Origin of the sequence: Actinophytocola sp. (genome assembly GCF_036402745.1) — a bacterium.
Classification (GTDB): domain Bacteria; phylum Actinomycetota; class Actinomycetes; order Mycobacteriales; family Pseudonocardiaceae; genus Actinophytocola.
Map to the genome: position 1 here is coordinate 34040 of NZ_DASWSJ010000161.1, position 12971 is coordinate 47010.

12 protein-coding genes are annotated in these 12971 nt (G+C 71.5%); 5 read left to right on the top strand and 7 right to left on the bottom strand.

Features of this window, described 5'->3' with window-relative positions; genetic code table 11:
- Nucleotides 1-21 precede the first annotated feature (21 nt).
- On the top strand, nucleotides 22-4362 hold the full coding sequence (locus VGD70_RS15855) for an AAA domain-containing protein (protein WP_331082222.1): 4341 nt from the start codon (nucleotides 22-24) through the stop codon (nucleotides 4360-4362).
- Between the two features lie 132 nt (nucleotides 4363-4494).
- Complete coding sequence (locus tag VGD70_RS15860) at nucleotides 4495-4815, top strand: hypothetical protein (protein ID WP_331082223.1); 321 nt, start codon at nucleotides 4495-4497, stop codon at nucleotides 4813-4815.
- Nucleotides 4816-4861: 46 nt separating this feature from the next.
- Here the strand turns inward: VGD70_RS15860 and VGD70_RS15865 are convergent, their stop codons facing one another.
- Both VGD70_RS15865 and VGD70_RS15870 read right to left on the bottom strand, forming a co-directional pair.
- Nucleotides 4862-5422 carry an HD domain-containing protein gene (locus VGD70_RS15865; RefSeq protein WP_331082224.1) on the bottom strand — a complete coding sequence of 187 codons (561 nt, stop codon included), beginning with the start codon at nucleotides 5420-5422 and terminating at the stop codon, nucleotides 4862-4864.
- 13 nt (nucleotides 5423-5435) lie between these two features.
- Nucleotides 5436-6554, bottom strand: coding sequence for a helix-turn-helix transcriptional regulator (locus VGD70_RS15870; RefSeq protein WP_331082225.1), 1119 nt, complete (start codon nucleotides 6552-6554; stop codon nucleotides 5436-5438).
- Between the two features lie 145 nt (nucleotides 6555-6699).
- Between VGD70_RS15870 and VGD70_RS15875 the strand changes: the two genes are divergently transcribed.
- The gene (locus VGD70_RS15875; RefSeq protein ID WP_331082226.1) at nucleotides 6700-7167 is read left to right on the top strand and encodes a hypothetical protein; all 468 of its coding nucleotides are present in this window, start codon (nucleotides 6700-6702) and stop codon (nucleotides 7165-7167) included.
- Nucleotides 7168-7181: 14 nt separating this feature from the next.
- Nucleotides 7182-8075, top strand: coding sequence for a hypothetical protein (locus VGD70_RS15880; protein WP_331082227.1), 894 nt, complete (start codon nucleotides 7182-7184; stop codon nucleotides 8073-8075).
- 1 nt (nucleotide 8076) lies between these two features.
- Here the strand turns inward: VGD70_RS15880 and VGD70_RS15885 are convergent, their stop codons facing one another.
- The 5 genes from VGD70_RS15885 to VGD70_RS15905 are packed head-to-tail and all read right to left on the bottom strand — an operon-like array spanning nucleotide 8077 to nucleotide 11724.
- Nucleotides 8077-8859 (bottom strand): IclR family transcriptional regulator domain-containing protein, encoded by a 783-nt coding sequence (locus tag VGD70_RS15885; RefSeq protein WP_331082228.1) that lies wholly within the window; start codon nucleotides 8857-8859, stop codon nucleotides 8077-8079.
- Nucleotides 8860-8880: 21 nt separating this feature from the next.
- Complete coding sequence (pcaG, locus tag VGD70_RS15890) at nucleotides 8881-9432, bottom strand: protocatechuate 3,4-dioxygenase subunit alpha (RefSeq protein WP_331082229.1); 552 nt, start codon at nucleotides 9430-9432, stop codon at nucleotides 8881-8883.
- Complete coding sequence (pcaH, locus tag VGD70_RS15895; protein WP_331082230.1) at nucleotides 9429-10139, bottom strand: protocatechuate 3,4-dioxygenase subunit beta; 711 nt, start codon at nucleotides 10137-10139, stop codon at nucleotides 9429-9431. The genes pcaG and pcaH overlap by 4 nt, the downstream gene beginning before the upstream one ends.
- Nucleotides 10136-10909, bottom strand: a complete 774-nt coding sequence (locus VGD70_RS15900) for a CoA-transferase subunit beta (protein ID WP_331082231.1) — start codon at nucleotides 10907-10909, stop codon at nucleotides 10136-10138. Before VGD70_RS15900 ends, pcaH begins: the two co-directional genes overlap by 4 nt.
- Nucleotides 10906-11724 (bottom strand): CoA transferase subunit A, encoded by an 819-nt coding sequence (locus tag VGD70_RS15905; protein ID WP_331082232.1) that lies wholly within the window; start codon nucleotides 11722-11724, stop codon nucleotides 10906-10908. The genes VGD70_RS15900 and VGD70_RS15905 overlap by 4 nt, the downstream gene beginning before the upstream one ends.
- A gap of 197 nt (nucleotides 11725-11921) precedes the next feature.
- On the opposite strand from VGD70_RS15905, the gene VGD70_RS15910 reads away from it, so the two are divergent.
- The gene (locus VGD70_RS15910; RefSeq protein WP_331082233.1) at nucleotides 11922-12878 is read left to right on the top strand and encodes an ABC transporter substrate-binding protein; all 957 of its coding nucleotides are present in this window, start codon (nucleotides 11922-11924) and stop codon (nucleotides 12876-12878) included.
- Nucleotides 12879-12971: the final 93 nt, after the last annotated feature.

Genomic DNA, 12971 nt, shown 5'->3' on the forward strand with positions numbered 1-12971 from the left:
CCGGACCGGTAACGTGGGGCTGTGAGTGAGGCGAACGAGGTGGCTCCGGACCCACTGGTGAGCCGCGCCGTCCGGCTGTTCGAGTTCCTCGGCCGCACCCAGCAGCTGCGCAACCTCCCACCGCACACCGTGGCCGGCTACCGGTCTGTCCTCTGGCTCCACGAGCTGCCCGACCACCCCGCGGTCGTCGCCGCGCACCGGGGCGACCCGGGGCTGGACGAGCCCGTCCTCACCGTCGACCGGGTGGCGCGCGTCGAGCCGCCGGAGCCGGCCGGGTTCAGCCTCGACCGCTGGGACGACCCGGAGCTGCCGCCCCCGCCGCCCGAGGACCCCGTGCTGCGCGAGCGGTACGACGAGTGGCTCGCCGGCTGGCAGGAGTGGGCCGAGCGGGAACGGCGCGACGGCCAGGTGCGGGCCTGGTACAGCCAGCTGTTCGCCACCTACGTCGCGGCCACCGGCAACCCCGAGGAGCTCGAGCTCGTGGTCGGCGTCGGCTGCCTCGCGTGGGCACCGCCCGGCCACCCCGAGGTCCGCCGGCACGTGGTCACCGCGCCGGTCACCATCACCCTCGACGACGACACCGGGCGGCTCGCGGTCCGGCGGGTCGAGTCGGTCGACGCGGCCGACGTCGAGCTGGACATGCTCGACCCCGGCCTCATCCCGAACCCGCGGCACGTCAACGACATCCGCACGCAGGCCCGCGAGCTCGCCGGCCACCCGCTCGACCGGACGGAGACCGGCGCGCTGGTCCGCCGGGTCGTGCACACGCTCGACGCGGGCGGCGAGTACCGCGACACCGACACCGTGCCCGCGCCGGCCACGCACGCGGTGGCCGCGTTCGCGCCCGCGGTGATCCTGCGCCGGCGCTCGCAGCAGGGCCTCGTCGAGATCTTCGAGACCATCGTCGACCAGCTCACCGAGTCCGGCGAGGTGCCCGACGGGCTGCGGCCCCTCGTCGACCCGGACCACCGGCCGCACCCGCACGCCGCCCCGCCGGTGCCCGGCGCGCTCGTCGGCGTGGACGACGACGAGTTCCTGCCGCTGCCGGTCAACGACACCCAGCTGCGGATCGTCCGGCAGGTCGACACCCAGGCGCAGACGCTCGTGCAGGGCCCGCCCGGCACCGGCAAGACGCACACGGCGGCCGCGCTGCTCTCGCACCTCCTGGCGCAGGGCAAGCGGGTGCTGGTCACCGCGCACACCGACCGGGCGCTGCGCGAGGTCCGGGACAAGCTGCCGGCGGAGATCAAGCCGTTGTCGGTGGCCGTGGTCGGCACCTCGCGCGAGGACATGTCCGACCTGAAGGTGGCCGTCGAGCGGATCGCCGCGGCCGCCACCGAGCACGACGAGGTGGCGGCCCGGGACACCGAGCAGGCCTGCCTCGACGACATCGAGCGCCTGCGGCTGCGCCGCGCGGACCTGCACGCCCGGCTCGTCGCCGCCCGCGAGGACGAGGTCCGCGAGCACACCCACGGCGGCTACCGCGGCACGCTCGCCGCCATCGCCCGGTCGCTGGAGGCGCAGCGGCCACGGTACGGCTGGCTCGCCGCGCTCGCCGACGTCCGGCCCGGCGACGAGCCGCCACTGTCCACTGCGGACATCGTCGAGTGGCGGCGGCTGCTGCTCGACCGGGCGCTCGCGTCCGACGAGCTCGAGGCCGGCGGCCGGCTCGTCGACATCACCATGGTTCCGCCGCCGCCCGGGTTCGCCGATCTCGTCGCCGCCGAGAGCGCCGCGGCCGCCGCCGACCAGGACCATCGCTCGGCGAAGACGCACCTCGCCTTCGACGCCGTGCGCCGGATCGACGCCCAGGCCCGCGAGCAGCTGCGCAGGCGGCTGCGCGAGCTGGCGGACGAGGCCGACGACCTGGCGCGGCGCCGGGAGGAGTGGATGAACGACGCGCTGGCCGACATCCGGTCCGGCCGCGGCCGGGCGTGGCACGGCCGCGCGCAGCAGATCACCACGCTCGTGGCCCAGGCGGACACCCTGGTGGCCCGCTTGGGTCCACTCACGACGGTCGAAGTGGACGGTCAGGCCACGCTGCTCGTGCCGGTGGCCCAGCAGCTGCTCGCGCACCTGGCCGGCGGCGCGCTCAAGACCGGTCCGGACGGCATGCCGAAGGTCGGCGCTCTCTCGGCGCGGCCGGTCAAGCAGGCGCAGGCACTGTTCACCCAGGTGCGGGTCGACGGGCTGCCGCCCACCGACGCGGGCCGGCTGAGCGCCTTCCTGGTGTGGGCCGACCTGACGAAGATCCTCGCCGCGCTCGACCGGGGGTGGCCCGCCGGGGTCGCGATGCCGGCCGGGTCGGTGTACGAGCGGGTGCAGTGGCACAGCACGGAGCTGGACCAGCTGCACCGGGTGCTGCGGCTGTCCGAGGCGCTGGAGACCGAGCAGCGGCTGCTCCACGACGCCGGCCTGCCGCGCCCGGACTGGACCGACCTGGACGCGGTCCGGACCTATGCCGACCTCGTCGACGTGGCGGCCGCGGCCGACGCGCACGCGGCGGCCATCGTGCCGCTGCGCCGGATCGAGGCCACGCTCTCGGTCGCGGCCGGGCACGCGGACGCGGCGCCGTGCGTGCGCGCGTTGCGCCAGGCCGCGAAGCAGCGCGATCCCGACGCGTACGCGGTGGCGCACAAGCGGCTCGAGCGCCTGCACGAGGTGCGCCGGCTGGTCCTGCGCCGCGACGGGCTCGCCGCCCGCCTCTCCCCCAGGCTGCGCACCGCCGTCGAGACCACGGCCGCCGAGTCCACTTGGGACGATCGGCTGGCCGGGTTCGCCGACGCGTGGGCCTGGGCGTCGACCGGCGCGTGGGTGCTCGACCAGGGCGCGGTGGACGTCAACGCGCTGCAGGCCGAGATCGGGCTCACCGAGCACCGGATCCGCCGCGAGGTGGAGACGCTGGCGGCCACCCGGGCGTGGGGGCACGCGGTGTCGCCGGACCGGCTGACCGGGCAGGCGCGGGCCAACCTGGAGCACTACGCCTATCTGGTGCGCCGGCTGGGCAAGGGCACCGGGCGGTACGCGGCGCAGCGGCGGGTCGAGGTGCGCCAGGCGATGGACCGCTGCCGGCCGGCCGTGCCGGTGTGGATCATGCCGGTGTACCGGATCGCGGAGCAGCTGCAGATCCGCCGGGACATGTTCGACGTGGTCATCGTCGACGAGGCGTCCCAGGCCGGGCTCGAGGCGACGTTCCTGCAGTACCTGGCCCCGCGGATGGTCGTGATCGGCGACGACAAGCAGGTGTCGCCGTCCGCGGTCGGGGTGGACCAGCAGCAGCTGCGGGACCTCGCGGGGCAGTACCTCGCGGACGACCCGTACCGGTCGGCGTGGCAGGACCCGCAGCGGAGCCTGTTCGACGAGGCGAAGATGCGCTACCGCGGGCTGCTCACGCTCACCGAGCACCGGCGGTGCGTGCCGGAGATCATCGCGTTCTCCAACCGGGTGGCCTACGAGCCGGACGGGATCCGGCTGGTGCCGGTGCGCCAGTACGGCGCCGACCGGCTCGAGCCCGTGCGCGCGGTGTATCTCCCGGACGGCCGCGTCGTCGGGACCACCAACAAGGTCAACCCGGTCGAGGTCGAGGCCATCGTCGAGCAGCTGGAGAAGTGCGTCGCCGACCCGCGCTACGACGGGCTGACGTTCGGGGTCATCTCGCTGCTCGGCACCGCGCAGGCCAAGGCGATCGAGCGGCGGCTGCTGGAGCGGATCGCGCCGGAGGACTGGGCGGCGCGGCGGATCCAGTGCGGTGACTCGGCGGACTTCCAGGGTGCCGAGCGCGACGTGATGTTCCTGTCGATGGTGGCCGCCGGGCCGGCGCAGGTGCCGCTGACCCGGGATCTCTACGTGCAGCGGTACAACGTGGCGGCGTCGCGGGCGCGGGACCAGATGTGGTTGTTCCACTCCATCCCGCCGGGTGCCCTGGACAACCCCGAGGACATGCGGTTCCAGCTGCTCGACCACTGCTACGGCGTGCTCGGCTCGCCCGCGGACGACTTCCTGCGGCTGCCGTCGCCGGAGGACACGCTGGTCGAGCCGTTCCCGTCGCTGTTCACCCAGCACGTGGCGAACAGGTTGGTGTCGCTGGGTTACTCGGTGGTGCCACGGTACACAGTGGACTCCTACCCGCTGGACCTCGTGGTGGTCGGCGCCCGGGCCCGGCTGGCCGTGCTGTGCGAGGGCGACGAGTGGCGCGGCGCGGCCGCGTACGAACGGGACCTGGCCAGGCAGCGGGACCTGGAGCGGTGCGGGTGGCGGTTGTTCCGCATCCGCGCGTCGTCGTTCTACGGGGCGTCGTCGGACGTGCTGGACCGGCTCACGGCCGCGCTGCGCCAGCTCGACATCTCGCCCAATCGCGCCTAGTTCGCTTGGCGGTGAAGGCTGACGCGGCTGCTGGACCACCATGCGCCGACCCACTAGGGGGCGACCCGGAATACTCCCCGATCTATGCCGTTTTCGCTGGCAGCGGGGTGTTCGAGGGGTGACCATCGAGGTATGAGTCACGAGTTGAGCAGCGCGGACCTGCGGGCCATAGCCCACCTGGCCGACGACCCGGCGCGCCGCTTCGAGCTGTCCGCCGAGATCACGATCATCGTCCACGACCTGGACGCCCTCCGCGCGGCGGCCCGCAAGTCCTTCGACCACGGCCGCTTCGCCTCCGAACGCGACCGCGAGCGAGCCTGGGCGGCGATCGAGGACAACCCCACAGGCCTGATCTCCCAGGCGATCGACTTCGCCCGCCTGACCGAGGACATCCCCGGCCTGCTGGGCCACACCGCGGACTGGACGGTCCGCCGCGCCACCGACGACCCGTAGATCCGGAATACCTTGGCACCGCCCTCGGGGCGCCGCCGTCACCGACTCAGCGGTCCCGCCATGTCAGCGGCGAGAGCGTCAGCGCCGCTTCGGCAATCGTGCGGCCCGTGTCGGTCTTGATGCTCTTACGGGCGGAGTCGATCCACCCGTCGACCCGGTTTACCCCGATCTCCCGGTATTCGACTGCCTGCAGGAGCATCTCCAGCTTGTCAGCGTCCTTGGCACAGCGGGCCTCGGCGGACTGCTGCGACTCGTACTCGTCAACCGCCGCACGGATCACGTCGCGTGACCGCTCGGGCAGGCCGGCCGTCTGGTCGGCCGTGATCTGCCGCGGGTCGGGCTTGGTCAGGTAACCGGTCACCGTGTGCGGCAGGTCGCCCGTTCGGGTCTCCTGCGTGTCGTGCCACAGCGCGAGGAACGAAGCGCGCACCGGATCCGCACCTTCTTCGGCGGCGATGATCGCGGCCAGCTGAGCAACCCGCATGCTGTGCTCGGCGACGGACTCGGGGTCGCGCACGCCCGCGTGCCACCACCCGGCGCGGCGAATGCGCTTGAGCACGCCAAGTTCGTAGCCGAAGGCAGCAAGCTCGGCGGCCTCGTCTGACAATGTCTGTTCCCCCTCAACGATCGGCGATGCGTAGCGCGTACTGGAGCCCGACTACCTGACCACGACCGGTTCGCGTCACGTTCCCACTTGACGCGAGCTTGTCGAGCACCTCGGCGAGTCGCTTTCTGACGTCGGTCCGCTCGGCGAGCAACGCTGGTCGTGACGCTATGAGTACGTGCAGTGTGTGCAGGTTGAGTGGCAGGTGCGACGAGTTGGGATCGAGCCGGTTGATGAGGTGGTGTAGCAGCCGCACCCCGGTCCACGAACGGGTGTCGTCATTCGACATAAAAGCATCGCTTGTCTGCTCCTCGCTCAGCTCGCCGATCCAATGCGCCCAGTAGTTCAGGTTTGCGACCTCGGCACGCGTATCGATCGTCTGGTCGACGAAGTCGTGAATGTGGGTGCTGTCGCCGGCCGAGGCGAGCGCCACCGAGGCGGACCGAGCCTCGAGTAGACCGGTGATGTTTCCATCCCGGACAGTGCTGCGCCATGCCCGCCGCCACTCGTCGCGCAGCCAGTCGACCACCTGCAGCCGGCCGTCGAAGCCCAGCAGATAAACCGCTTGCCGCCGCAACAGCGGCTCGTCCGTGCGACGGCCGCGCTCAACGACCGTCAGCAAGTGGTCGAAGAAGCGGTGCTGCTCCTCGGCGGCCAACGACGGATGCGACGCGACCGGTCCACGACGCGGCACCTTCGACGCGAACTCCTCCAACTGCTGCGGCAACGTCCGCGTGATCGGCCACGTGATCAGGTTGGTGAGCGTGCGGCGATGCACCCTGGCGGCCAAGGGGTGTGTCTCGGCGTGAACTACAGCGCCTCCACCTGTGATGCCCGCGGACAGCACCTGATCGGCCTCTATCGCCTCCGTGAGATGACGACGGGTCGACGGCGGCGCACCGAGGCGAGACAGTCGAGCGCTCAGCCGGAGAAAGTCACCCGCGTGCGTGGCAGCAAGCGGGCGACGACCTGACTCCCACCCCTGGACCGTAGTCACGTCCACCGCCAGAGCCTCGGCGAGCTGGTCCTGTGTCAACGCCGCCGACTGCCGCGCCAGCTTCAGCACGAATCCCGACACGACGCCCGTCGAGCGCGAACCCTGACCGCCGGTCAGTGCTATCGGGCCACGTTTCATCGCACTCCCGTCCGCTCGCTGCGTTCGGTGACCGCAGTCGCACTGCCGGTCAGTTCTGCCGGGTGCCATCTGATCGTAACGTTCCTGACGAAGTCAGTGACCAGGGGAAACGAAGACGGAACCCCCGATGGAAAGGACAGGTGGCATGACTACGGTCGTTCCAGAGCTCAAGACAGGACGCTCGCTGGTCCCAACGTCCGTGTTCGACCGGCTAACGGCGCGCCTGGCCAAGGACGAGCAGGTCAACGAGAAGTACGCCATGCGAGTCATGGATCAAGCCCTCGCGTTCATCCACACATGCGCCCACTCCGACCTGCGGCTGTCACCCTGCAACGCCGTGGACCTGGGATGGCACACCTTCATCCTGGACACGGTGGAGTACGAGCGATTCTGCGCGAGGACGTTCGGCTTCTTCGTCCACCACGTGCCGATCGCCGACGACGACCGATTGGCGCACGGTGTCGAGGCAAGGGCCGCGATCGAGCGAACGGTGGCTGAGATGCGGCGCGTGAGGTTCGCCGTGGACGACGAGTTGTGGAAGTCTGCGCCGGGCGACTGCTCGCAGTGCCACAACGGCTGCGCCGATTCGCCCGCCTCCCCGGATCAGCACTGAAAGGCACCTGACCGTTGCACCGTCACGACTGGAACGAGCTACCCGACGGGGTCCGCGCAGCGGTACGCGAACTCTGCGGGGAGATCGTCCATGTTGATGCGTCGACGGTTGGGCGCAACTCGGCGTTCGCGGCAAACCTGCGTGTGGCGAACGGCGACCGGGTGTTCTGTAAGGGAGTCCTGATCGGCACAGACGTGACACGAATGCATCGGAGGGAGGCCCACGTCAACGGGTCGATGCCTTCGACACGCGCGCCGCGTCTGTTGTGGGACGTCGAAGTCGATGGGTGGCTTCTCCTGGGCCTGGAACACATCGCTGGCCGGCACGCAGACCTCACGCCGGGCTCACCGGACCTACCGGTCATCACGGAGTCACTGTCGACCTTGGTGCGAGACCTGACCCCGACTCCAACTCCTCGAGTACCCGACCTCAGCGCCAAGTGGAACCGGGTGCGGCCGTGGCGGAGCCTCCGTGACGACCGGCCAGCCGCGCTGGATGCCTGGACACACGCGCATCTGGCACAGTTCGCCGCGGAAGAACCCGTCGCTGCCGAGTTCGTCGCCGGCAACACGCTGGCACACACTGACGTTCACGAGCACAACATGCTTGTCCGGGACGCATCCGCCTACCTCGTCGACTGGGCCTGGGCGCACGTCGCCGCGGCCTGGGTGGACGCCGCTTACCTCGTGATCCGCCTCATCCAGGCCGGCCACAGTCCAGCGTCGGCCGAACGGTGGGCGGCGACCACCCCGAGTTGGCTTGCCGCACCATCGGCAGCGGTGGACGCTTTCGCCGTCGAGACATATGGGATGTGGGAGTACCTACGACACATCGACCCGCGGCCGATTCGCGAGGCGCCTACCAGGGCGGCACGGCAGTGGGCGCAGTACCGGCGGTCCGAGCGGTGAGTCAGGCGCGGCGGCTGCGGGAGCCGGGGAGGTCGGCCTCCACCCGGGCGGCGGCCTTCAGCAGCGGCGGCAGCAAATCCCGGCGCATGGCCTCCAGCGACGTGCGGCTCGCGTGGGCCGAGACGTTCAGCGCGGCCACCACCTTGCCCGTGCGGTCGCGGATCGGGACGGCCACGGCGCGCAGGCCCTCCTCGAGCTCCTGGTTCACCAGCGCCCAGCCCTGGGTCCGCACCCGCGCGATCTCCCCGCGCAGCGACGCCACCGACGACACCGTCCGGGCCGTCAACCGCGCCAGCCGGACGTCGGCGAGGTAGGAGGCCAGCTCGTCGTCCGGCAGGCCGGCCAGCAGCACCCGGCCCATCGACGTCGCGTACGCCGGGAAGCGGGTCCCGACGCTGATCGACACCGTCATGATGCGGCTCACCGGGACGCGCGCCACGTAGACGACGTCGTGACCATCGAGGACCGACACCGACGACGACTCGTTCACCTCGCCGACCAGGACCTCCAGGTGCGGCTCCGCCACCTCCGGCAGCGACAGGCTCGACAGGTACGCGTACCCGAGCTCCAGCACCTTCGCGGTCAGCGAGAAGAACCTGCCGTCCGACCGGACATAACCCAGCGACGCCAACGTCAGCAGGAACCGCCGCGCCACCGCCCGGGTCACGCCGGTCACCGCGGCGACCTCGCTCAGCGTCAGCTCCGGGTGCTCGTGGTCGAACGCGCGGATCACCGCCAGCCCGCGCTCGAGCGACTGCACGAAGTCCGACCCACGTCCGGCCACGCCACCACCCCCGCTCACCGGCTAGACACTGAAGAAGACTGTCTCACGTTCACCCTGCAGCCGAATGTCGAACGCGTACCCGTCGTCGGTGAGCCGGGCGACCAGCGTGCTGCGGCCGGGCTCCGGGAGCGCGGCCAGCACCGGATCGTCCATGTTGGACGGCTCGTCCGGCAGGTACACCCGGGTCACCACGCGGTCGAGCAACCCGCGGGCGAACACCGACAGGTCGATGTGCGGCGCCTGCGGCCGGCCGTCCGCACCGGGCACCCGGCCCGGCTTCACCGTCCGGATCCCCCAGCGGCCCTCCTCGTCGGTGGCCGACCGGCCGAAGCCGCGGAAGCCGGGCACGGGACCCCGCGGGTCGTCGGGATGGTCGAACCGGCCGTCCGGCGAGGCCTGCCAGCTCTCGATCAGCGCGTCGGGCACCGGCGAGCCCGCGCCGTCGAACACCGTGCCGCGCAACCAGAACGCGCCCGGCGTGCCCTCGCTGACGACCTCCGGGCCGTCCAGCCAGGTGAGCGCGTGCGAGAAGAACGGCCCCACGGTCTGCGAAGGGGTCAGCCCAAAGGTCACGACGACTCCATCGGCGTCTGGTCCCGGCCACGCAGGACGATGTCGAACTCGAACGCGAGCGCCCACTCGGGCACGGTCTCGGACAGGTCGAACGACGAGATCATCCGGGACCGGGCCGCCGCCGGGACCGCGTTGTAGATCGGGTCCTGGTAGAACAGCGGGTCGCCCGGGAAGTACATCTGGGTCACCAGCCGCTGCACGAACGCGCGGCCGAACAGCGAGAAGTGGATGTGCGTTGCGCGCCAGGCGTTCTCGTGGTTGCGCCACGGGTACGCGCCCGGCTTGATCGTCACGAACCGGTAGTGCCCGGCCGAGTCGGTCAGGCACCGGCCGACGCCGGTGAAGTTCGGGTCCAGCGGCGCCGGGTGCTGGTCGCGCACGTGCGAGTACCGGCCGGCGGAGTTGGCCTGCCACAGCTCGACGAGCGTGTCCGGCACCGCGCGGCCGTCGCTGTCCAGCACCCGGCCGTGCACGATGATCCGCTCGCCGAGCGGCTCGCCGTCGTGCTGGGTGGTGAGGTCGTGGTCGGTCGCCAGCACCCGCCCCTCCCCCAGCACCGGGCCGGTGATCTCGGTCAGCGAGTGCGGCAGCAGCACCGGCGCCTGGCTCGGCGCGCGCAGCACGGTCGACCCGTACCCCGGCGAGGCGAGCGGCGGGTGCGTCCCGCCGGGGTCGCGCCGGTATCCGGGCACCACCACGTTGGTCATGACGGACTCCCCTCCACGAGCCGGCGCAGCACCGCCAGCTCCTCGTCGGTCGGTGGCTCGGTCACCGCCACCTCGTCGGCCACCTTGAGGTCCCAGCCGGTCGCCGCCCGCACGTCGGCGACCTCGACACCAGGGTGCACCCGGGTCAGCGTCAGCTCCCGGGTCACCGGGTCCGGCTCCAGCACCGCGATGTCGGTGACCACCCGCACCGGCCCGCGACCGCGCAGGCCGAGCTTCTCCCGCGAGTCGTGGCCGTCGCCGTAGCCGACCGAGGTGACGAAGTCGACCCGGTCCACGAACGTCCGCTTGCTCTGCCGGACCATGATGAACACCTCGCGGCAGGACGCGGCGATCTCCGGCGCGCCACCGGATCCCGGCAGCCGCACCCGCGGGCGCGCGTAGTCGCCGATCACCGTGGTGTTCAGGTTGGCGAAGCGGTCCAGCTGCGCGGCGGAGAGGAAGCCGACGTCGATCCGGCCGGGCTGGAGCCAGTAGTTGAACACCTCCGGCACGCTCACCACGGCGTCCGCGGTCAGCGCCAGCTCACCGTCCCCGATGGACAGTGGCAGCACGGACGGCTTGGCGCCGATCGCGCCGGACTCGTAGACCAGCACCAGGTCCGGCGCGTGCACCCGGCGGGCCAGGTTGGCCGCGGTGCTCGGCAGCCCGATGCCGACGAAGCACGACGTGTGGCCGGCGAGCGCCCGCGCGGCCTCGACCGACATCATCTCCTCGGCCGTCCATGCCGGGGCGCGTCCGCGGTCTGTCATACCGGCTCCGCGGTCTCGTAGATGTGCTCGGCGAGCCAGGCGTCGAACGTGTCACGGTCGCGGCTCACCGCGTCCCACGCCCGGTAGGCGTCGTTGTCGCGCTCGTAGTAGCCCTGCGCGTAGGACGGCCGCGCCCCACCCGGCACCTCGGCCACCGCGGACACCACCCAGGACGGCAGCACCACCGCGTCCGGCCGGGGCTCGAGCCGGTCGACGATCTCCTCGACGGTCACCAGCGACCGCTCGGCCGCGAGCACCGCCTCCTTCTGTACCCCGACCAGGCCCCACAGCTGCACGTTGCCCCGCCGGTCGGCGCGCTGCGCGTGGATCACCGTGACGTCCGGCCGGACCGCCGGCACCGCGGCCAGTTCCTCGCCGGTGAACGGGCAGGTCACGGTCCTGATCGTGTCGGTGTGCCTGGCGAGGTCGGTGCCCTGGTAGCCACGCAGCACCGCGAACGGCAGGCCTGACGCGCCGGCGACGTACCGGTTGGCCATCCCCGCGTGGCTGTGCTCCTCCAGCTCCAGCGGCGCGGGCCAGCCGTTCTCCACCGCGTCCCGCAGCCGGTGCAGCGAGCCGACGCCGGGGTTGCCGCCCCACGCGAACACCAGCCGGCGCGCGCAGCCTGCCCCGATCAGCTGGTCGTAGACGATGTCCGGGGTCATCCGGACCAGCGTGAGGTCGCGCCTCCGCTGCCGGATGATCTCCTGCGCCGCCCGCACGGGGATGAGGTGGGTGAAGCCTTCCAGCGCCACCGTGTCCCCGTCCCGCACCAGCTCGGCGATCCCGTCGGCCAGTCCCACCACCTCGGCCACCAGCGGGCCTCCTGTGCACCTGAAGGTTGTACGCATTACGAACGACTGTTCTCCAGTCGCACAATAGGTAACCACGTCGTCGCACGTCAATGTGTTGACGCTCGCGGGACCTGCCTCTACGTTCTCCTTGAGAACTAGCGTGCGATCTCCGAACAACGTTGTTTCAATCTTCCCCCCAGGTGGATGGAGTCCCGCGGATGCGCCGAACCCTCGCTGTTCTCCTGGCGACCACACTGTTGGCCACGGCCGCGTGCGGCTCGGACAGCGGGGGCGCGCCGGCCGGCTCGGGGCAGCCGGACAAGGTCACCGTCGGGGTCATCCCGATCCTCGACGTGGCGCCGATCTACCTCGGCGTGGAGAAGGGGTTCTTCGCGAAGCGCGACATCGACGTGACGCTCGAGCAGGCCGAGGGCGGCGCGGCGATCGTGCCGGCGGTGGTGTCGGGCCAGTACCAGTTCGGCTTCAGCAACATGATCTCCCTGCTGCTCGCGCACTCGCAGGGCCTGCCGCTCAAGGTGGTGTCCAACGGCACGGCCTCCACGGGGGTGGACGGCCAGGACTTCGCCGCGCTGATGGTCAAGGGCGACAGCCCCATCCAGACCGCGGCCGACCTCGAGGGCAGGACCGTGGCCGCGAACACGCTGAAGAACATCGTGGACACCAGCGTGCGGGCGTCGGTGCGCAAGGCGGGTGGGAACCCGGCCAAGGTGAAGTTCGCCGCACTGCCGTTCCCCGAGCAGCCGGCCGCGCTCGCGTCGGGCCGGGTCGACGCGGTGTTCGTGGTGGAGCCGTTCCAGCAGGCGGTGCTCGCCCAGGGCGGCCGCAAGATCGCGTCCAGCTACGTCGACGCGGCACCCGAGCTCACGGTCGCCGCGTACTTCGCCGCGCAGCAGCTGATCGGCGACAACCCGGACCTGGTCAAGCGGTTCACCGAGGCCATGCGGGAGTCACTGTCCTATGCCGACGCTCACCCGGCCGAGGCACGCGACATCATCGGCAGCTACACCGAGATCGCGCCCGACGTGATCGCCAAGGTCACCCTGCCCAAGTGGCCCGCCCAGGTGAACAAGGCGTCCGTGCAGACCCTCGCCGACCTGGCCCTGGAGGACAGCCTGCTGTCCGAGGCGGCCGATGTGGACGCTCTGCTGCCGTGAGCGGGAGCGACGAGGCGTACGCCATCTGGACCGACGAGCGGCGCAGCCGTGCGGAACGACCGGCGGGCAGCGCGGGAGGGACGACGGCGTGTT